The sequence below is a fragment of the Flavobacterium sediminilitoris genome (assembly GCF_023008245.1).
Classification (GTDB): Bacteria; Bacteroidota; Bacteroidia; order Flavobacteriales; family Flavobacteriaceae; genus Flavobacterium; species Flavobacterium sediminilitoris.
In genome coordinates this window covers 2662975-2683196 of record NZ_CP090145.1, presented here as the reverse complement: position 1 = coordinate 2683196, position 20222 = coordinate 2662975, and the positions used below count along the sequence as shown (strand labels likewise).

Below are 20222 nucleotides of genomic sequence, written 5' to 3'. Positions count from 1 at the left end.
CAATTAGTAACCTTAAGCATTTAAAAATGTTAGAAGAAAAGAATGATAACCTGCCTCAAGCAGACGGACAAGAAAAACAAGAGTCACAGGAAAATGTAATTAAAATCAATCAATCAGCATTAGATGAGATTGACAATTCCAATGCAGAAGAGAATGAAGACGACTCGATTCAGGATAAACATATCATACCCATGCTGGACTATGATTCTCTTTCTATGGAAGAACTTACTGCTGAATTAGATAAGTTAGTTCACAATCATAAGGTAATGGCAATTAAAGATCATGTAGAAGAAATTAGAAAATCTTTCATGAATCAATATCACGACCTTATTGATGAAAAAAGAGATGAATTTAATAGTTCAAATACTGATGAGAATTCAGCTTTTGAATATCATTTCCCTTTAAAAAATAAATTTGATAGTGTATATGATGATTATAAAACAAATAGAAATAATCATTATAATCAGCTTCAAAAAAACTTAAAAAACAATTTAACCATTCGAAACGAGATAATTGAAGATTTAAAATTACTTGTTGATGGTAACGACGAATCACTTTCTATAAGTGATATGTTTAAAAAATTAAATGAAATTCGGGAACAATGGAAAGCTGCAGGAGCAATTCCAAGAGATAAATACAACATTGTTTGGAACAACTTCCATTTCCACATTGAGCGTTTTTATGATTTAATGCATTTAGATAAAGAAGCACGAGATCAAGACCTTAAAAACAATTTAGAACAAAAACAAGGAATAATAGAGCGAGCAAAAGAATTATTGAGTGAAACCGATATAATGAAAGCGTTTCGTGAGTTACAATTATTACATCGTGTTTGGAAAGAAGAAATTGGACCTGTAGATAGAGAACATCGCGAAATTATTTGGAATGAATTTAGTGAAATAACAAAACAAATTCATGACAAACGTGAAATCTATTTTGGACAAGCAAAAGAACGTGAAGTTGAAAATTTAGCACGAAAAAAAGAGATTATAAAACAAATTAATCTTTTAGGAAACGAAAAGATACATTCACATAGTGGTTGGCAAGCGCAAATAAAGAAAATGGAAGCACTTCGTGAAAACTTTTTTAAGGCTGGGAAAATTCCTGTTGAAGTTACCGAACAAACATGGAGTGAATTCAAAACCGAAGTAAGAGCATTTAATGCAAATAAAAATGCATTTTATAAAGATATAAAACACGAACAACAAGAAAATCTAAACAAAAAACTAGCCCTTGTTGAAAAAGCCCAATCTTTAAAAGATAGTGAAGATTTTGGAGGTACAACTCCTGTGATGAAAAAAATCCAAGATGACTGGAAAAAAATAGGACATGTGCCTCGTAAATATTCAGATAAAATTTGGAAAGATTTTAAAGATGCTTGTAATCACTATTTTGATCGCATGCACAAAATGAGAAATGCAGAAAATGAAGAAGAAGTTACTGCATTTGATAATAAAAAAGAATATTTAGAAAACTTAAAAACATTTGAACTAACTGGTGATCATAAAATCGATTTAGATGCAATAAAAGGTCATATTGAAACATGGAAATCTATAGGAAAAGTTCCATTTAATAGAAGACATATTGAAGGAAAGTTTAATAAAATTTTAGATGCCTTATTTGAAAAACTTAGTCTTTCTAAAAAAGATACTGAAATGATGAAGTTTAACGCTAAGTTAGACCAGTGGGTTTCTAATGAAGATGATAGATCAATTGAAAAAGAACAATTTTTTATTAGAAAGAAAATAGACGAAGTACAAAATGAAATCTTCCAATTAGAAAATAATATTCAATTTATAAGTAGTAGTTCAAAAGGAGAAAATCCTTTTATTAAAGAGGTACAAAAAAGTATTGAACGACATAAAGATGAATTAAAATTATGGAAAGAAAAGCTAAGAAAGCTTAGAGACATATAAAGAATACATTAAACTTTTAAAAAACCCGTTATGGTATACCATAACGGGTTTTTTTCGTAACAAATGCAAAACTTTAACAAAATATATAATAAATATGTATCTTTTTAACATTCTAATATAATACATTTGGGTTAAACAAATAAACAATAAAAACTTTATATATAACTCGTAAATTTTATATTAAGCCTAAACAAGAGAGTGTTAAAACATGAAAATCAAAACTTTAACTTTAATAATCTTTTTATTAATTGCTTTCAACATCAATGGACAAATAAAAATTACTGGACAAATCCATAGTAATGAAAATATTCCCGTTCCTTTTGCAGAAATAATATTAGTTTCAAAAGATAGCATTCCTTTAAAAAGTGAATTATCCGATGAAAATGGAATGTTTACTATAGAAAGTGAAAGAGAGAGTTTCATTTTACAAATAAGACAAATAGGAGATATTTTATATAACAAAGAGTTTCAAATGAGCAGTAATAGTAATATAGGAATAATTAAAATTAATACAACAAAATCTTTACAAGAAGTTGTAGTCACTTTTAAAAAAAAATTAATTGAAAGAAAAGTGGATCGACTTGTCTTCAACATAGAAAACAGCGTCTCTGCAAGTGGAGGAGATGGTTTAGAAGCTTTAAAGATAACACCTGGTCTAAGAGTAAACAATGGTCAAATATCAATGATTGGGAGAAGTAATATGAATATTATGATTGATGATAAATTAGTAAACCTGTCAGGAGAGGATTTAACTGTTTTTTTAAAAAATTTAAGATCCGATGATTTTAAAAAAATTGAAGTAATAACAAATCCTTCTGCAAAATATGATGCTCAAGGTAATAGTGGCTTAATAAATATAGTAACAAAAGGTATCAAAACTGATAGTTATAATGGTTCTATTAATAGTTCACTCTCACAATCAAAAAAATCTATAGGGTCCGGCAGTTTAAATTTAAACTATCAAAAAGATAAATTGACATTTAGCTCTAACATTGGGCATTCTAATGGTAGTATTCAACCATATCAAGAATATACTCTACAATACCCTAATTATTTATGGTCTGAAAATAATTTAAAAAGAAATTATTTTAACAATTTTAATGGAAGAATAGCAGTTGACTATAAATTAAATTCAAAAATAAAAATTGGAGCTATATATTATACATCGTATAATCTACCACTCACGAAATCTGAAAACAATTCTTATATATATAATAATTACAATGTTTTAGATTCATTAATAAAAAATAATTCTAGAATTGAAATGATAAGACGGAATAACTCTGTTAACCTATATTCCATAATAAAACTTGATACAATTGGTACCAAAATCAACATTGATTTAGACTATTTGAATTATAATTCTAATACAGATAATTCTTTTTATAGCAACTCGTTTTTTTCAAATGGAGAAAATAAACCTAATAGTTATTTTTCAGCAAATAATTATAGTAGCCTTAATATAGACATTATAACATCAAGAATTGATTTTGATTTACCTTTAAAATGGATATATTTAAATTTTGGAACAAAATTTAGTCTTATAAAAAATAATAGTAATGTATACTTCTATAATACTACTTCAGGCTCTCCGTCTATAGATCCATTACAAACAAATGAGTTTATATATAATGAGGATATACAAGCAATCTATTTTTCTGGAACAAAAAATTTAACAAAAAATATAGAAATGCAATTTGGTCTAAGAGGTGAAAATGCTCAAACAAAAGGAGTTTCTAAAACGTTAAATCAAATAAATAATAATAATTATTTTAAATTATTTCCAACATTATCTATTAACTATATAGTTAATGAAGACAAAACACTTTCATTAAACTACAATAAGAGAATTAACAGGCCGTCATACAATCTTTTAAATCCATTTAGATTCTATTCTACTTCATTCAATTATTCAGAAGGAAACCCCTATTTACAACCTTATTACATTACTAACATTGAACTTGCATATACATATAAAAATTCATACACAATGTTATATGCAACAAATATTGAAAACGGCTATGATCAAGTAACTTATGTTTCCCAAAATTCATCCGTACAAAGAGTTATTCCTAATAATTTTTACAATCAAATTAATTATGGTTTTTTTGAAGGATATTCTTTTAGTATAAAAGATTTTTGGGAAAATAATTCAGATATTACAATTTTTTACTCAAAAACAAAATCAAAAATACCAAACATAGTCCCTTCTATAGATAAATTATCTAGTAGCTTTAATTCTAACAATTTATTTGTTCTAGATAAAAACAAAAAAATTAAAGCATCCATAGATTTTATGTATCAATTTCCTTCTTTAGCGAGAAGTTATAACTTATCCAGTTATTACCAACTAAACATCGGTTTTAAAAGTACTTTTTTAAACAAAAAAATGCAGCTCGCTATAAATATAATCGACATTTTAAAAACTAATAAGCAAACCTTTACTCAAAATGTAAATGGAATTAGACAAATAAACTTTGATTATTCAGATGTCAGAAGAATAAGGTTCGCATTAACTTATAATTTTGGTCAAAATTTAAAAATTGATAAACGAAAAAGCAGCAATGAAGAAGAAAAAAGAAGAATAAACTAATAATATAGTAAAAGTCCACAAATGGTTAATGACTATAAACTTATGACCTAAAAATTTAATTTAAATAAACATGAAAAAAAATTTCAGACTAAACTTGCAACAAGCAGAGCAAGTTTTAAAAGGATCGATCTTAGAGATTAAAAATCCAGCAATTAAAGATGTTGCACAAAACATTACAAACAACATCGTTGGAGGTACTAACTGGTTAAAAGCTCATGGTGATGTTACATGGGAAAAAGGTAAAGCGGAATTAACTCCTAACCCTTCAAATTAAAAACTAATGAGGAGGAAAGTATTTTCCTCCTCATTTTTCTTCCTTTACCTTTAATATAATATATATGAAATGTAACTCTTTAGTATTAAAAATAGCAAGTAGATGTAATTTAAACTGTAAGTACTGTTATATGTATAACATGGAAGATAAATCATTTGAGTTACAACCAAGATTTATGTCAAATGAAATTGTCGATTCAATAATTATTAAAACATTTAATCACTGTATTAGCAATAATGTTAAAGAATTCTTATTTGCATTTCATGGTGGGGAACCATTATTACAAAAACCAGATTTTTTTAAATACTTCGTAAATAAATGCAAATCTATTTTTTCTAATAAAGTAACTATCTTTTTTACAATTCAAACAAATGGCACCCTAATAACAAAAGAAATTGCTTCATTATTTAATGATCTAGAAATTCAAATAGGAATAAGTATTGACGGCATAAGAGAAATAAATGATGAGAATCGTTTATATAAAAATAATAAAAGTTCCTTTGATGATGTATTATTAGGAATAAAAAATGCATTTGACTTTAAATTTCATAAAAATACATTAGGAATTCTTTCTGTAATAAATTTAGAAAACAATCCTTTAGAATTTTATGATTTTTTAAAAGAAATTAAAATAAAAAACTTTGATTTATTATTTCCATACAATAGTTATGATAATTTACCCAAATCATATAAGGTAAATGATATAAATCACACACCATATGCAGATTGGCTAATAAAACTTTTTAACATCTGGTATTTAGATAGTAATATAGATAGACCAAATATAAGAATGTTTAATGGATTTATCGAATGCTTTTTTGGCGGTGAATATCCTAATGATTTATTTGGTAATTATAAAAATGGATTATTGGTCATTGAGACAAATGGTGATATTGAAGCCGTTGATTATTTAAAAGCTTGTGGTCAAAATTTCACAAAAACAGATTTAAATATTTTAAAAAATGAAATATCTGATTCTATTAATTCTGAACTCATAAACCTATATTATCACTCCCATAACAAACTAAATTCAAAATGTAACCAATGTAATGTTAAAGAAATCTGCGGAGGAGGTAACTTAGTTTCTAGATATAGTAAAACAAATGGTTTTGACAACGCTTCTTTTCTATGTAGCGATTTTTTAAAACTAATTCTATTTATTCAAAATATAACATATTCTAATTTACCTAAAGATTTATTAGATGAAAATAACATAGAAATTTCTTCCTTTGAAAAAGAACATCTCATTATCAATAGCTTATCAAATAAACAGTACGATAAATACCTAACTTCATTTAAAAGCATCAAATCATGAATAAAAATATAAATCCAATATGTAAAACATTTGTTGTAAAAATTGCTAGTAGATGTAATATTAATTGTAGTTACTGCTACATGTACAATATGGGAGATGAATCTTATAAAGGACAACCAAAGGTAATGTCCATTGAGACACTTGAAAAAATGATTACAAGAGCAAAAGAACATTGTTTAGATAATAACCTTAATCGATTTACTTTTGTTTTACATGGAGGAGAGCCTCTATTAGCTGGGAAAAAATTTGTTGAAAATTTTGTGAATACCGCAAATACAATTTTTAAAGAAACTCAAGTTGAAGTTTTCTTCACACTACAAACAAATGGACTATTATTAACCGATGATTGGTGTCAATTATTAAAACGACTTAAAATTAGCTTAGGGATTAGCTTAGATGGATTAAAAGAAGACAACGATAAAAACAGAAAAGATCACAAAGGAAATGGTACCTATGACAAAGTCATTAAAGCGCTTACTCTTACTCAAAAAGAAGAACATACATTAGATGCTGGACTTTTATCTGTGATAAATATAAATTCGAGTCCTACAAATATTTATAAATCATTTAAATCATTAAATGTTTTTTCTACAGATTTTTTAATCCCTGAAGCAAACTATGATTCTTTACCAATAATGCCAAATACTGGTGATTTCCTAAATTCAGAAACACCATATGGAGACTGGCTTATAGAGTTGTTTAATATCTGGTTTAATGATAAAGATAAATTATATATTAGAAGATTTCAACAATATATATACTCTATAATGGGAGCAGATATTAATGGAGATGATATGGGAAATTCAAATAACGAAGTCTTAGTTATTGAAACTAATGGAGATTATGAAGCTGTTGATGCACTTAAAATTTGTGGAAATAATTTTACTAAGTCAAGTGCAAATGTATCTAATTATACAGTTTCTCAAGCTATGGAAACAAAATTAGCCAAAGAATATTATTCTAGTCATTTTAATTTACCTAGTAAATGTATTGCTTGTCCTATTAGTGAGACATGTGGAGGTGGTTACATTCCTCATAGATATAGCTCAAAAAATGGGTTTAACAATCCTTCGGTATATTGCAATGATTTATTAAAATTAATTACACATATACAAAATATTGTTATTGATGAAATACCTTATACTCTTAGAAAAGAATCAGGAATAGAAAAAATAACCTATGAAAACGCTTTAGAAATCATTAAAGAGACCCTACCAACAATAGAAAAACCAAAGTATACTGAAATTTTAGAAAGTTTCAGCATTAAATAGATAGGCAGTATAATTTTAAAATTCTTATATAGAATAAAATTTTATACTACGTAAAAAATATAATGAGTAAATCACATACATAAACATTTTTAATATTACTAAACGTCTTAACATATTAAAAAAGCATTTGATTAAAAAATACAAATAGTAATATAACAGATTTTCTATAAAGTTTCCTTCCTAACAATAAAATGACAGAAAAATTTCCATTTATTAAACAATTAGATAGTCAAGACTGCGGTTTTGCTTGTCTAAAAATGATCGGTAAATATTACAATAACACATTTGAAATAGATAATGAAACTATCATAAATTCAAATCTCTTAAAACAAGGTATATCACTAGCTGACTTAGAAAAAACAGCGAATAAATTTGATTTTAAGACTTTAATTGTAAAACTAGATTTAGACAAAGTGATAGAGAATATTCCTCTTCCTGCAATTTTTTTTTGGAATCAAAATCATTTTATAGTTGTTTATAAAATTGAAAAAAATAAAATCTATGTTGCTGACCCAGCTTTTGGGAAAACAATATATAAAAAAGAAGAATTTTTAAAAGGTTGGACACAAAATGAAGAAGAAGGTATTGTATTATTACTAGAACCTTCTGATTTTTTTTTCAATAAAACAACATATTCTAAAGACTCGAAAAAAGTAAATTTAAATTATGTAACTAAGTATTTAAGAAACCATAAGATACAATTAGTATTAATTTCATTAACTCTATTACTATCTTCTTGTATAGAACTTATTTTCCCTTTTTTTACACAAAAAATTATAGATAAAGGTGTGTTATTTAAAGACCTAAACTTTATATATTTAGTTCTATTAGCACAAGTAATTGTTTTTATAAGCAAAATATCATTAGAATTTTATAGATCATGGCTCTTTATCCATATAAGTAGTAGAATTAGTTTATCTATCATTTCTGATTTTCTTATTAAATTAATGAAATTACCCATTCGATTCTTTAATTCAAAAAATATAGGTGATTTAATACAAAGAATACAAGATCATAAACGAATTGAAGGTTTTTTATCAAAGGATTTAATTCAAACCATATTCTCTTTCTTTAGTATACTAATATATTCATCAATATTATTTTACTTTAATTTAAACATCTTTTTAGTCGTTGTTATCGGTACAATTATAGAGTTAATATGGATTTTTAGTTTTTTAGAAAAAATAAGAATTAATGATCATAAAAATTTTGCTCTTCAATCTAATGATCAAAATAAAATATATGAATTAATCTCCTCAATACAGGAAATTAAATTAAATAATCTAGAAAAACAAAAAACAGAACAGTGGCAAAAAATTCAAAAGAATTTATATCTTAACAATATTGAAAAATTAAAAATTACACAAAAATATGAGAGTTATAGGTTTATTACCTTTTTTCAAACAATTTTAGTTGTATTCTTTGCTTCAATAGCCGTTATGAACGGAAGTTTAACAATAGGAACAATGTTGTCTATAATGTTTATTCTAGGAGGCTTAAATGGTCCAATAGGTCAATTTATTAATTTTGTTTTACAGTTTCAGCTTGTAAAAGTAAGTTTTGAAAGGCTAAACGAAATTCACAATAAAAAGGATGAAGAAAATTTATCTGAAATAAATGAATTAAACAATATTCTAGATTTACAATTAGAAAACGTTGATTTCTCATATGACAACAAAACACTTATCTTAAAAAATATTAATTTAACCATTCCAAAAAACAAAACTACTGCCATTGTAGGAGTTAGTGGAAGCGGAAAAACATCTCTTCTAAAATTATTATTAAAATTTCACAAACAAAAAAACGGTAATATTAAAGTTGGCGAACACGATATCAACGAAATAAATAATCAATTATGGCGAAATAAATGCGGTGTAATTCTTCAAGATAGTGTTATTTTTTCAGACACAATAAAATATAATATTACTTTAAACGAAGAACCCGATCTAAATAAATTCAATAAAGCATTAGAATTAGCAAATATAAAATCATTTGTAGATGGACTTCCATTAAAAGAGAACACAATAATTGGTCCAGAAGGAGTTGGAATAAGTCAAGGTCAAAAACAGAGAATGTTTATTGCTAGAGCTATCTATAAAAATCCGGACTATTTATTCTTTGATGAAGCAACTAATGCATTAGATGCTGAAAATGAAAAAATAATTGTTAATAATATAGATTCTTATTTTCAAAATAAAACCATGATAATTGTTGCTCATAGATTATCAACTGTAAAAAATGCTGATCAAATAATTGTATTGGACAATGGAGACTTAATTGAACGAGGAACGCATGATGAATTAATACAATTAAGAGGGAAATATTATAGCTTAATTAAAAATCAATTAGAACTAGGAGAATAATGAAAAATAACAATGACATCCTTGGAAAAATTTCACCTAAATTTACAGTAATAGGAATTATTATATCTATTTTTAGTGTCCTTTCAATTATTTTAGCTTTTAAAATATTATTTTATTAGCTAACTCAATTATAAATAATACGGTTAATCTTTTTAATTCTCACCATATTATTTATTAATTTTCACATCGCTACAAACACAAAAAAGACCCTGTTTTTGAAAAAGTACGTATTTATACGTATAAAAAAACACTAAAAATACGTATTTATACGTATTGACTCGTGTTATATGATAACTTAACTTTGGAAGTACAGGTTAAGTCATAAACAATAATTTTATAACTAAACCTATAAAATTAAATAAAACATATAATACGAAAAGTATGAGAACTTTAAAAATGAGTATAAAAAATAATGGAAAAACTATAGGGTTTAAAATTGATAGAGAAATTATAGAAGGATTATATATTACTTTCGATTTAGATAAAGTAACAGATAATTATAATAATTTTAATATTAAATATGATAGTACTGTTCAAAATGAAATTGCAATCAAAGGGTATAATAAGAAAAATGTTATCATCCTAAATTTTAAATTAGATAATGACAATCATGTGCAATATATTATAGGGAAGAATATGTGTATTAAAGAATTCAATAAAATTGCTGATAATATAGTACCTTCTTACTTCAAGGATAAAATTAAAGAGTTCTTAAATAAATACAATCAAAATATAGACACTAAATTATTTACGTTACAGACTCAAACAAATAATACTTATTACTCTATAAGTTCATAGATTAACAATTAATTATACTATCTCATTCTTATTTAAAATACAAAAATCCCAAGTATGTACTATACTTGGGATTTTATATATGTATTCTTTTTTATTATTAAGACAAAGCTGCTTTTACTTGATCAGCTGCTTCTTGAAATTGAACAGCAGATAAAATTGGCATTCCAGAATTATCAATTAATTCTTTAGCAATTTCAGCATTAGTACCTTGTAATCTTACAATAATTGGCACTTTAATTGCATCACCCATGTTTTTATATGCATCAACTACACCTTGCGCAACTCTATCGCAACGAACAATTCCACCAAAGATGTTAATTAAAATAGCTTTTACGTTAGGATCTTTTAAGATAATACGGAAAGCTGTTTCAACACGTTTTGCATCGGCTGTTCCTCCTACATCTAGGAAGTTAGCTGGTTCAAAACCTGCATATTTAATTAAATCCATAGTTGCCATTGCTAATCCAGCACCATTAACCATACATCCTACTGTTCCATCAAGATCAACATAGTTTAATCCTACTTCTTTAGCTTCAACTTCAATTGGATTTTCTTCACGAACATCACGTAAATCAGCTAAATCTTTATGACGGAATAATGCATTGTCATCTAAATCCACTTTTGCATCAACAGCAATAATTTTATCATCAGATGTTTTTAAAACTGGATTAATTTCAAACATTGAAGCATCAGAACCGATATAAGCTTTGTATAATGAATCTACAAATTTCACCATTTCTTTAAAAGCATTCCCTGATAAACCAAGGTTAAATGCAATTCTTCTTGCTTGAAATCCTTGCAGTCCTACTGCTGGATCAATTTCTTCTGTAAAGATTAAATGTGGAGTATGTTCAGCAACTTCTTCAATATCCATTCCTCCTTCAGTAGAATACATAATCATATTTCTACCTTTACCTCTATTTAACAAAACAGACATATAAAATTCAGACGTTTCACTTTCACCTGGATAATAAACATCTTCAGCTACTAAAACTTTATGAACTCTTTTACCTGTAGGAGGAGTTTGAGGTGTAATTAAATCCATACCAATAATTTGACCTGCAATTTCTGCAACTTGATCTAAATTTTTTGCTAATTTAACACCACCACCTTTTCCACGACCACCAGCGTGAATTTGTGCTTTAATTACATGCCAACCTGTTCCTGTTTCAGCAGTTAATTGTTTTGCAGCAGCTACAGCTTCTTCTGCATTATTTGCAACATGACCACGTTGTATTCTAACACCGTAACTTGCTAATATTTCTTTACCTTGATATTCGTGTAAATTCATAATATAATAGGTTTTTTTCTTTTTAAAAAGTGCCACAAAAATAGGAAACTAATTTTTAATTGGCTAACATTTTTAAGTATTATTTAAAAGCATAACAATCTAATATTCTAATTTTGGTTGAACAACACATTAATAAAATGTTATATTTAAAACAATTTGTTATTTTTTGTTTAATTATGTTTTATTTTTGAAGTAAAAAGTAAAAATACCTTTAATTTGCAAAAAATATTAGAATGAAAAATCAAGATTTATTACAATTAGTAGAAGAACATAGCTCTCCATTATATGTTTATAATGCTGAGAAAATAGAATCTCAATATAACAGATTAACGCAAGCTTTTTCAAAAGTTGAGCAGTTTAAAATACACTATGCTGTAAAAGCATTATCAAATTTATCTGTATTAAAGGTATTAAAAAACCTTGGTTCAGGTTTAGATACCGTTTCGTTTGAAGAAGTAATGTTAGGTTTACATGCTGGTTTTGATCCTAGTGAAATTATGTATACTCCAAATGGTGTTTCTTTAGAAGAAATTGAAAGAGTTGCTGAACTAGGTGTTCAAATTAATATTGATAATTTATCTATATTAGAACAATTTGGAACAAAACACCCAAAAACACCTGTTTGCGTAAGAATAAATCCGCATGTAATGGCTGGTGGAAACGCTAACATATCTGTAGGACATATTGATAGTAAATTTGGTATTTCTATACATCAATTGCCTCATCTTCTAAGGATAATTGAAAATACAAAAATGAATATCAATGGAATTCACATGCATACTGGTTCTGATATTCTTGATGTTGATGTCTTTTTATATGCTGCTGAAATTCTATTTGAAACAGCAAAAAATTTCAAGGAATTAGAATTTATCGACTTTGGTAGTGGTTTTAAAGTACCTTACAAAAAAGGTGATATTGAAACGAATGTAGAGGAATTTGGTAAAAAATTGACAAAACGCTTTTTAGCATTTGAAAAAGAATATGGAAGACCATTAACATTAGCTTTTGAACCTGGAAAATTTTTAGTCAGTGAAGCTGGTTATTTTTTAGCGAAAGTAAATGTAGTAAAACAAACAACTTCTACTGTTTTTGCAGGAATTGATAGTGGTTTTAATCATTTGATTAGACCAATGCTTTACGGTTCTCAACATCATATTGAAAATATTTCTAATCCAAAAGGAAAAGAGCGTTACTACTCTGTTGTGGGTTATATTTGTGAAACAGATACTTTTGCAAATAATAGAAGAATTTCTGAAATTCATGAAGGTGATATTTTATCTTTTCATAATGCAGGTGCGTATTGTTTTTCTATGGCATCTAATTATAATTCTAGAGTGAAACCAGCAGAAGTACTTTGGTTAAACGGAAAAGGACATCTAATAAGACAAAGAGAAACATTTGAAGATATTCTTCGTAATCAAGTTGAAATCGATGTTTTCAATGAAAACATTCTAGTATAAATGAAAAAAGCTTCTTTAATGAGAAGCTTTTTTTATAGAATCTATTTTATATTTAAGAAAATCCATCTCATTAATGTAGTTGATTTTATTATCGAACTTTTCAATTTGTTCGAGTTTCTTCCCATAATAAAATAAAGCGCTATCTTTTTCTTTTATTATACTATAACATCTCCCTAATTCAAATAAAACGTCATTTCTTTTCACTTTTTTATAATAAACAATCGCAGAATCATATTCTTTTAATACTTCAAAACAAGCAGCTATATTATTCGCATTTAAATCTTGATCTTCTAAGTACCTAAAATAAGAACTTTCCCTACTCTCTTTCAAAACTACTAAAGCTTCTTGATATTTCTTTTGTTTATATAAAGAGAGTGCTTTATAGTTTAAAAAAGCAAACTCTTTTTTAAATTTACCATGAAGTTTATCTGCAAATAATTCAGCCTGTAAAGGATTCACTTCTAATAAACTATCCAATTTTAAAGAATAAATCTTAACTTTTTCTTCATATAAAAATTTTTCATCCTTCTCTATAGAATCAACAGAATTGTACTTTGAAGCGTATGAAAAACTAACAATCCATATTATAAAAGTTGTTAAAATACTAATAGAAGTAACCACCAAAAAACCAATTGCAAAAATTCTAATTACTTTTAGCTTCATCTACACTACAAAATAATAAAAAATATAAAACATGAAAAAAAACATACCAAAATATAATATTTTTTTTCCGTGTTTTCTATCTTCTAATGTGTGTGCAAAAATGCGCTCTCCATTAGGAAGTGTTTTTTTCTGTGTCAAAAGTAAATATCCAATTACAAAACCTAAAAACCCACCAAGAATTGCAGAACAATATCCTACGTTAATCCATATAGTTGAACGCTTTTCTGGTTTTCTTAATTCCTCAATTCTTTTATTTTTTACTTCTAATATTTCTTGTTCTGTTATTTCAACTCCTCTAGATTTTAAAAGATTGATGGCTAATGTATAATCTAAATCATTCCATTCATCTCTTTTTTCAATAATTTCTTTTAGTTCTTCATTTGAGAATGAATACAAATAATAATCTTGCGGTAATGTTTTTAAATATTCTTCAGAATCTTTTACTATTATTTCATCTGCTTTAACAAAATCTTCTTGTGCAATTTTCACTTCAAATTCATCTAATAAACTACTACTAAAATTAGCGTCTAATGTGGATTTATTTTCAATAAACTCATTAGCTATATCATTCTTTTTAAGAAGATTTACTACATAAATTGCTGATTCTTGATTTGGATATTTTCTATAGGTTACAAATTCCATTTAATCTAATATTTCTTCCAAAACTTTAGCCTCTGTTCCGTTTGGAAGAGTAATCTTTAATTTTAAAGCTAATGTAGGTGCAATTTGAGTGATTTCTTTTTTATCATACGATTTTCCTGGCGTAATATTCCATCCATAAAACAACAGTGGTACGTGTGTGTCATAAGTATAAGGAGAACCGTGAGTTGTTCCTGTTGCACCATATTCTAAAAATGCTGGCTTTTCTAAGATTACTAATTCTCCATTTTGTATAGGATCATATCCATTTGCGATAAACTTTAAATACATATCACTTCCTGAAGAATTTAGAATTTCATCGTCTGTGTATACTCTTCTAATGAATTTTTGTTTGTATATGAATTCTTTAAATGTTTTTTTAACTTCATCTAAATCAAGATCATTAATCTTTATAAGTTCTTTATTGAAAAATATATTTGAATTTGAATAATCTAAAACAATATTTTCTCCATATTTTTCTTTAGAAAACGCTTCTAAATCATTTTTAAATTTTCTAGAATTAATAGTAGACACATCGTATTTATTGTCTTTTAAATACGTTACGTTTTCTGCTCCTGCGTGATCTGCTGTTAAAAATACTAAATAATTATTCTTTCCTACTGTTTTGTCTAAATATGCTAAAAAATCAGCAATGGTTTGATCTAAGCGTAAATAAGCATCTTGTAATTCAATAGATCTTGGTCCTAAAAGATGTCCGATATAATCTGTTGAAGAAAAACTAACTGTTAGAAAATCGGTTATTTCATCTTTTCCTAAATTCTCTTTTTCAATAGCTTTCATTGCAAAATCAGCTAATAGATTATTTCCAAAAGGTGTTGATCGTAAAACACCTGCATCATTATTTTCATACATTTCCTTCATGTTGTATGGAAAAAATGGTGTTTTTTTAAACATTTTCCCTTCGTAAGGATTATTATCATTTAAACTTTCATTATAGATTTCTTTAGGTTTAAATAATTCCCATTTTGTGTTTAAATATTTTTCGTAGTTTTTCTCTTCATTAAATTTAGAAACCCAATCTGGCAAAGTAGTACCATAAAAAGTACTTGAAATAAAAGAACCGGTTTTACTGTACCAAAATGCCCAATCTGCAAAATGTCCGGCCGGAAGAATTGCTCCTCTATCTTTTAAACTTATTCCAATTACTTTTCCTTTGAAATTAGTTGACAATTTTAGCTCGTCAGTGATGGTTGTACTTAATAAATTTTTTGGAGACATTTTCCCTTCACTTTCTGTTCCATTTCCAATAGTAATTACATCTGCATCATCAGTACAATACATATCTTTTCCAATGGCTTTATTAAACCATGTATTTCCTACAATTCCATTTACACTTGGTGTTGTTCCTGTGTAAACAGCTGCATGACCTGGACCAGTGTATGTAGGCATATAATTATAGTGCATATTATGAAAAGTAAATCCTTTGTTCATTAAACGTTTGAATCCATTTTCTGAAAAATCATTTGAAAATCGATATAAATATTCCATTTTCATTTGGTCAACTACAATACCAACAACAAGTTTGGGTTTCTCTTGTGCATTGATACATGATAAATAAGTGAATGCAAGAAATACTAAAAACTTTTTCATAATTAAAAAGTATAAATATTTTGGGAATTAAATTTTGTGTAAAGTTATATAAAGTAAACGTTACTCTATCATTTCAACTATATCATAACAAAAGATAAAGTCTTCATTATAAACGTATAATTGTGTTTTATTTTTCAAATCTTTTCGTACAATAAATGAAATTTTCACAGGAATACTTTCTATATTTTTACATAAATAAGAATTGATTTCATCTGTTTTTGAAGTTTCTTTTGGAAGATATTCTACGATTCTATAGTGTTGGATTTCGCTTGAATAGATTACAATTTTATTCTTTTCATAATCTAACTTTACGATAATATTTGTTGGTTTTGGTGTTGTCCATTTTCCCCAATCACCATTTCTATTTTTTTGAAGAACAGATAAAGATGTGGTTTTAAAATTAAATTGCTGTGCATTTAAAAAATTTACAGAAAATAATACTACGAAGACTATATATTTTAATAATTTCATCTGGATAATTTAAAAATCAAAATTACTTATTTCTTTTTTTGCAAGACGAAATTCACTCATTACATTATCAACAATAGTTTCAACAGGTAAAATATCATGAATTAATCCAGCTATTTGTCCGATTTCTAATTCTCCATCTTCTAAATCCCCTTCAAACATCCCTCTTTTTGCTCTTGCTCTTCCTAATAATGTTTTCAATTCTTCTGGAGTTGGACATTTAGCATATAATTCTTGAACTTCATTGAAAAATTTATTCTTTATTAAACGTACTGGAGCTAATTCTTTCAATGTTAATACAGTATCTCCTTCGTTTGTTTCTATGATTGTATTTTTAAAATTGTCATGTGAACTAGATTCTATTGAAGCTGCAAATCTACTTCCCATTTGAACTCCATCTGCTCCTAATGTCATAGCGGCCAACATTCCTCTTCCTGTTGCTATTCCTCCCGCAGCAATTAATGGTATAGAAATTTTTTCTCTCACCATAGGAATTAATGTTAATGTAGTCGTTTCTTCTCTTCCATTGTGTCCTCCTGCTTCAAATCCTTCAGCAACAACTGCATCAACTCCTGCTTCTTGCGCTTTTAGTGCAAACTTTGAGCTACTTACAACATGTACAACTGTAATATTATTTTCTTTTAAAAATGAAGTCCATGTTTTAGGATTTCCAGCCGAAGTAAATACTATTTTAACTCCTTCTTCTATTATAATTTGCATAATTTCTTCAATGTTTGGATATAACATTGGAACATTTATGCCAAAAGGTTTATTGGTTGCTTTTTTACATTTTTGAATATGTTCTCTTAAAACATCAGGATACATTGATCCTGCTCCAATTAACCCTAATCCTCCTGCATTACTAACAGCACTTGCTAATTTATAGCCACTGTTCCATATCATTCCTCCTTGTATTATTGGATATTTTATATTGAAAAGTTGTGTGATTTTATTCATTATTGTTTGATTAATTTTCCTTGCAAGTTAATATTATTAGAAGAAAAATCATAGAGATAAATTCCTGATGATAATGTTTCTAATTGAATATCTTGTTCGTCATTAATAACATTAACATCTAAAACTTTCATTCCCAAATTATTATACAAAACAAACTTTCCTATTACATTTTTATTTTGTTTAATCTTCAATACATTAGTAAATGGATTTGGATAAATTGAAATAACAGAAAGAGTTACGTTTTGAGATGATAGTACATTTGTAATTGCTAACTGAAAGTCTGGAACTCCGTATCCTTTGTATTGATCTGGTGTTGAGAATTGATCGGCTGACTCTTTTACATATTTTATAACTTGAGATGCTGTTAAATTTGGAACAGCAGACCAAAATGAAGCAATCATTCCTGCCAAAATAGGGCTAGCAAAAGAAGTTCCATTTCCATTAGAAAGTATATTTCCCGACGGATTACTTATTGTTACTCCTTGCCCTTTAGCACATACATCGGGTTTTACTCTTCCATCAAATGAAGTTCCAATTGAACTAAAGGAAGCGTAACTTTCTGTATTAGTCACTGCTCCTACTGCTAATATATTCTCTGCATCAGCAGGAATACTAATATGCTTTTCTTGTTTATTTCCGTCATTACCTGCGCTCACTACACAAACAATTCCTTTTGACATAGCTAAAGAAGCACCACGAGATGCAAATCCTATTTCACCATTGCGTTTTGAGTAATCATAACTATAATTTATGTTGTCATAATTAGTATAGCCTAATGATGAGTTTACTATGTCAACTCCTAAACTATCAGCCATTTCTAGCGCTTCTACCCAATACGATTCTTCAACAGGATTTTCTGATGTTGAATCTTCTGTAATAAACAAATAATATTGAGCATCAGGAGCTGTTCCTACAAGTTCTCCATCAGAAAATCCTCCCATTGTAGAAAGTACATTTGTCCCATGATAGTGTCTAGTATAAATATTTGTATCTCTATCAGGAAAATTGTATCCTCCTAAAATTAAATTATTATCAAAAAGTCTTTGAAATGGTTGTGCAGTATTAACTCCTGGAAATCCAGCATCAAGAATAGCAATTATTTTTCCTTGACCTGTATAATCTTGTTCGTGTAGTAAATGTCCGTTTAACATTTGAATTTGATTATTTGAGTTCCCGTAATTAAAATCTGCTAAGACTTCAAATTTATCATAAGTATTATTCGCTCTTTGAGCATTTGACGATCTATTTGATGGATTTAATGTATGATTTGCAAACTGAATATGATCTACAAAGTTATAATTTGTTAGCGCTTGAATATCTGTTTGTATTCCTCTAATATGTAATGCATTTAACCATTTTGACTTGGCTAAAACCGAGATTCCTGAAGTATTTTCAATTTCATTTATATATGTTATTGAAATAGGGATATCTAAATCGTCTAATTGAATATTTTGGTTTGTTCTTCTATCTAATGCTCTTTGAGAAAGCATTTCAAGTGGATTATTCATATAATAAGATGCATCAGGCTTATCTGTAAAATAAACCCATGCATCTTCTTGTGCTATTATTATTCCTGTAAAAAAAACAAATAGTAATTGTAATTTTATATTCATGTTTACATATATTATTCACAATCAAATATATGAAAATCTGAGCATTAGATTGCTAAATAACTGTAAAATATAAAAAGGTACCATAAGCTATTAATAATAAAATACCTTCTTTAAAGCTTAAACTTCCACGCTTAGGAAATATTACTAGTGGCAATAAAATAAATGCGAAACCTAACATCCAATAAATATCTTGTTCAACAATTCTTACATCTACTTTTTCAATAGGTTTAATTATTGCCGTAACACCTAACACGCTTAGTATATTAAAAATATTTGATCCTATGATATTTCCAATTGAAATATCATTTTCTTTTTTAATTGCAGCAATTATTGATGATGCTAATTCTGGAATACTTGTTCCTATTGAAACTACTGTTACAGCAATTACTCGTTTACTTACTCCTACATTTTCCGCCAAATTAACAGCTCCTTTTACTAAAAGTTCAGAACCACCCCATAATGCTACACCTCCTAAAGCAAGAAATCCAATAATTTTCAGATATGGCATGTTTTCTTCTTCTGAAACTTCTAGCTCTACCTGTACTCTTTTGTTCTTCTTTATCAATATTATTAGAAATATAGCTAAAACAAAAATAAATATTAAACCATCAATACGTGTTAAACCTCCATCAATTATTAAAAAAATGAATAATAGTGTTGAAGCAAGCATTTTTGTAGGCCAATCGGTAACATAAAAACTATTATCAACTTGAATGGTATTAATCAATAAAACAACTCCTAATACTAAACCTATATTTCCAATGTTTGATCCGATAACATTTCCTAATGCAATATCTGGGAAACCATCTAATGCTGCTTGAACACTCACGATCATTTCTGGTGCAGAAGTTGCAAATGAAACAACGGTTAAACCAACGATAATTTTAGATATATTAAGTCGTAAGGAAAGTCCTACTGATGATTTTAATAACCAATTTCCTCCCACGACTAATAATACTAGTCCTACAATAATAAATAATACGTTCATAT

At 27.2% G+C, this 20222-nt stretch carries 16 protein-coding genes; 8 read left to right on the top strand and 8 right to left on the bottom strand.

What is annotated here, in order from left to right; all coding sequences use genetic code 11:
* The first annotated feature begins 26 nt into the window (after positions 1–26).
* The 7 genes from LXD69_RS12270 (at position 27) to LXD69_RS12240 (ending at position 10530) form a co-directional block, all read left to right on the top strand.
* Positions 27–1916 carry a DUF349 domain-containing protein gene (locus tag LXD69_RS12270; protein ID WP_246915634.1) on the top strand — a complete coding sequence of 630 codons (1890 nt, stop codon included), beginning with the start codon at positions 27–29 and terminating at the stop codon, positions 1914–1916.
* 208 nt (positions 1917–2124) lie between these two features.
* Positions 2125–4509, top strand: coding sequence for an outer membrane beta-barrel family protein (locus tag LXD69_RS12265; RefSeq protein WP_246915633.1), 2385 nt, complete (start codon positions 2125–2127; stop codon positions 4507–4509).
* Between the two features lie 70 nt (positions 4510–4579).
* Positions 4580–4783: a hypothetical protein gene (locus LXD69_RS12260; RefSeq protein ID WP_246915632.1), complete on the top strand. Its 204-nt coding sequence runs from the start codon at positions 4580–4582 to the stop codon at positions 4781–4783.
* Positions 4784–4847: 64 nt separating this feature from the next.
* A complete protein-coding gene (locus tag LXD69_RS12255; protein ID WP_262916259.1) occupies positions 4848–6098 on the top strand; it encodes a radical SAM protein in 1251 nt (416 codons plus the stop codon).
* Entirely contained in the window at positions 6095–7369 is a 1275-nt protein-coding gene (locus tag LXD69_RS12250) for a radical SAM protein (RefSeq protein ID WP_246915630.1), read from the top strand. The genes LXD69_RS12255 and LXD69_RS12250 overlap by 4 nt, the downstream gene beginning before the upstream one ends.
* Before the next feature lie 191 nt (positions 7370–7560).
* Positions 7561–9732 carry a peptidase domain-containing ABC transporter gene (locus tag LXD69_RS12245; protein ID WP_246915629.1) on the top strand — a complete coding sequence of 724 codons (2172 nt, stop codon included), beginning with the start codon at positions 7561–7563 and terminating at the stop codon, positions 9730–9732.
* Positions 9733–10128: 396 nt separating this feature from the next.
* On the top strand, positions 10129–10530 hold the full coding sequence (locus LXD69_RS12240; protein ID WP_246915628.1) for a hypothetical protein: 402 nt from the start codon (positions 10129–10131) through the stop codon (positions 10528–10530).
* Positions 10531–10627: 97 nt separating this feature from the next.
* Here LXD69_RS12240 and sucC read toward each other — a convergent pair whose 3' ends face one another.
* On the bottom strand, positions 10628–11821 hold the full coding sequence (gene sucC, locus LXD69_RS12235) for an ADP-forming succinate--CoA ligase subunit beta (RefSeq protein ID WP_045966744.1): 1194 nt from the start codon (positions 11819–11821) through the stop codon (positions 10628–10630).
* A 233-nt stretch (positions 11822–12054) separates the two neighbouring features.
* Here sucC and lysA point away from each other — a divergent pair, with 233 nt between their 5' ends.
* Complete coding sequence (gene lysA / locus LXD69_RS12230; RefSeq protein ID WP_045966742.1) at positions 12055–13281, top strand: diaminopimelate decarboxylase; 1227 nt, start codon at positions 12055–12057, stop codon at positions 13279–13281.
* 15 nt (positions 13282–13296) lie between these two features.
* Here lysA and LXD69_RS12225 read toward each other — a convergent pair whose 3' ends face one another.
* From LXD69_RS12225 to LXD69_RS12195, 7 genes are read right to left on the bottom strand one after another with little or no spacing between them, the layout of a single operon-like run.
* The gene (locus LXD69_RS12225) at positions 13297–13944 is read right to left on the bottom strand and encodes a tetratricopeptide repeat protein (protein WP_246915627.1); all 648 of its coding nucleotides are present in this window, start codon (positions 13942–13944) and stop codon (positions 13297–13299) included.
* Positions 13945–14586: a hypothetical protein gene (locus LXD69_RS12220; RefSeq protein ID WP_045966739.1), complete on the bottom strand. Its 642-nt coding sequence runs from the start codon at positions 14584–14586 to the stop codon at positions 13945–13947.
* On the bottom strand, positions 14587–16194 hold the full coding sequence (gene pafA, locus LXD69_RS12215) for an alkaline phosphatase PafA (RefSeq protein WP_246915626.1): 1608 nt from the start codon (positions 16192–16194) through the stop codon (positions 14587–14589).
* A gap of 60 nt (positions 16195–16254) precedes the next feature.
* On the bottom strand, positions 16255–16665 hold the full coding sequence (locus tag LXD69_RS12210) for a hypothetical protein (RefSeq protein WP_045966735.1): 411 nt from the start codon (positions 16663–16665) through the stop codon (positions 16255–16257).
* A 9-nt stretch (positions 16666–16674) separates the two neighbouring features.
* Positions 16675–17619, bottom strand: coding sequence for an NAD(P)H-dependent flavin oxidoreductase (locus LXD69_RS12205; RefSeq protein WP_045966733.1), 945 nt, complete (start codon positions 17617–17619; stop codon positions 16675–16677).
* Positions 17619–19232 (bottom strand): S8 family serine peptidase, encoded by a 1614-nt coding sequence (locus LXD69_RS12200; protein ID WP_246915625.1) that lies wholly within the window; start codon positions 19230–19232, stop codon positions 17619–17621. Before LXD69_RS12200 ends, LXD69_RS12205 begins: the two co-directional genes overlap by 1 nt.
* Before the next feature lie 52 nt (positions 19233–19284).
* Positions 19285–20220 carry a calcium/sodium antiporter gene (locus LXD69_RS12195; protein ID WP_246915624.1) on the bottom strand — a complete coding sequence of 312 codons (936 nt, stop codon included), beginning with the start codon at positions 20218–20220 and terminating at the stop codon, positions 19285–19287.
* Positions 20221–20222 lie beyond the last annotated feature (2 nt).

Coding starts and splice junctions, on each gene's coding strand:
- LXD69_RS12270 (WP_246915634.1), top strand. CDS start 27: ATGTTAGAAGAAAAGAATGATAACCTGCCTCAAGCAGACGGACAAGAA.
- LXD69_RS12265 (WP_246915633.1), top strand. CDS start 2,125: ATGAAAATCAAAACTTTAACTTTAATAATCTTTTTATTAATTGCTTTC.
- LXD69_RS12260 (WP_246915632.1), top strand. CDS start 4,580: ATGAAAAAAAATTTCAGACTAAACTTGCAACAAGCAGAGCAAGTTTTA.
- LXD69_RS12255 (WP_262916259.1), top strand. CDS start 4,848: ATGAAATGTAACTCTTTAGTATTAAAAATAGCAAGTAGATGTAATTTA.
- LXD69_RS12250 (WP_246915630.1), top strand. CDS start 6,095: ATGAATAAAAATATAAATCCAATATGTAAAACATTTGTTGTAAAAATT.
- LXD69_RS12245 (WP_246915629.1), top strand. CDS start 7,561: ATGACAGAAAAATTTCCATTTATTAAACAATTAGATAGTCAAGACTGC.
- LXD69_RS12240 (WP_246915628.1), top strand. CDS start 10,129: ATGAGTATAAAAAATAATGGAAAAACTATAGGGTTTAAAATTGATAGA.
- sucC (WP_045966744.1), bottom strand. CDS start 11,821: ATGAATTTACACGAATATCAAGGTAAAGAAATATTAGCAAGTTACGGT.
- lysA (WP_045966742.1), top strand. CDS start 12,055: ATGAAAAATCAAGATTTATTACAATTAGTAGAAGAACATAGCTCTCCA.
- LXD69_RS12225 (WP_246915627.1), bottom strand. CDS start 13,944: ATGAAGCTAAAAGTAATTAGAATTTTTGCAATTGGTTTTTTGGTGGTT.
- LXD69_RS12220 (WP_045966739.1), bottom strand. CDS start 14,586: ATGGAATTTGTAACCTATAGAAAATATCCAAATCAAGAATCAGCAATT.
- pafA (WP_246915626.1), bottom strand. CDS start 16,194: ATGAAAAAGTTTTTAGTATTTCTTGCATTCACTTATTTATCATGTATC.
- LXD69_RS12210 (WP_045966735.1), bottom strand. CDS start 16,665: ATGAAATTATTAAAATATATAGTCTTCGTAGTATTATTTTCTGTAAAT.
- LXD69_RS12205 (WP_045966733.1), bottom strand. CDS start 17,619: ATGAATAAAATCACACAACTTTTCAATATAAAATATCCAATAATACAA.
- LXD69_RS12200 (WP_246915625.1), bottom strand. CDS start 19,232: ATGAATATAAAATTACAATTACTATTTGTTTTTTTTACAGGAATAATA.
- LXD69_RS12195 (WP_246915624.1), bottom strand. CDS start 20,220: ATGAACGTATTATTTATTATTGTAGGACTAGTATTATTAGTCGTGGGA.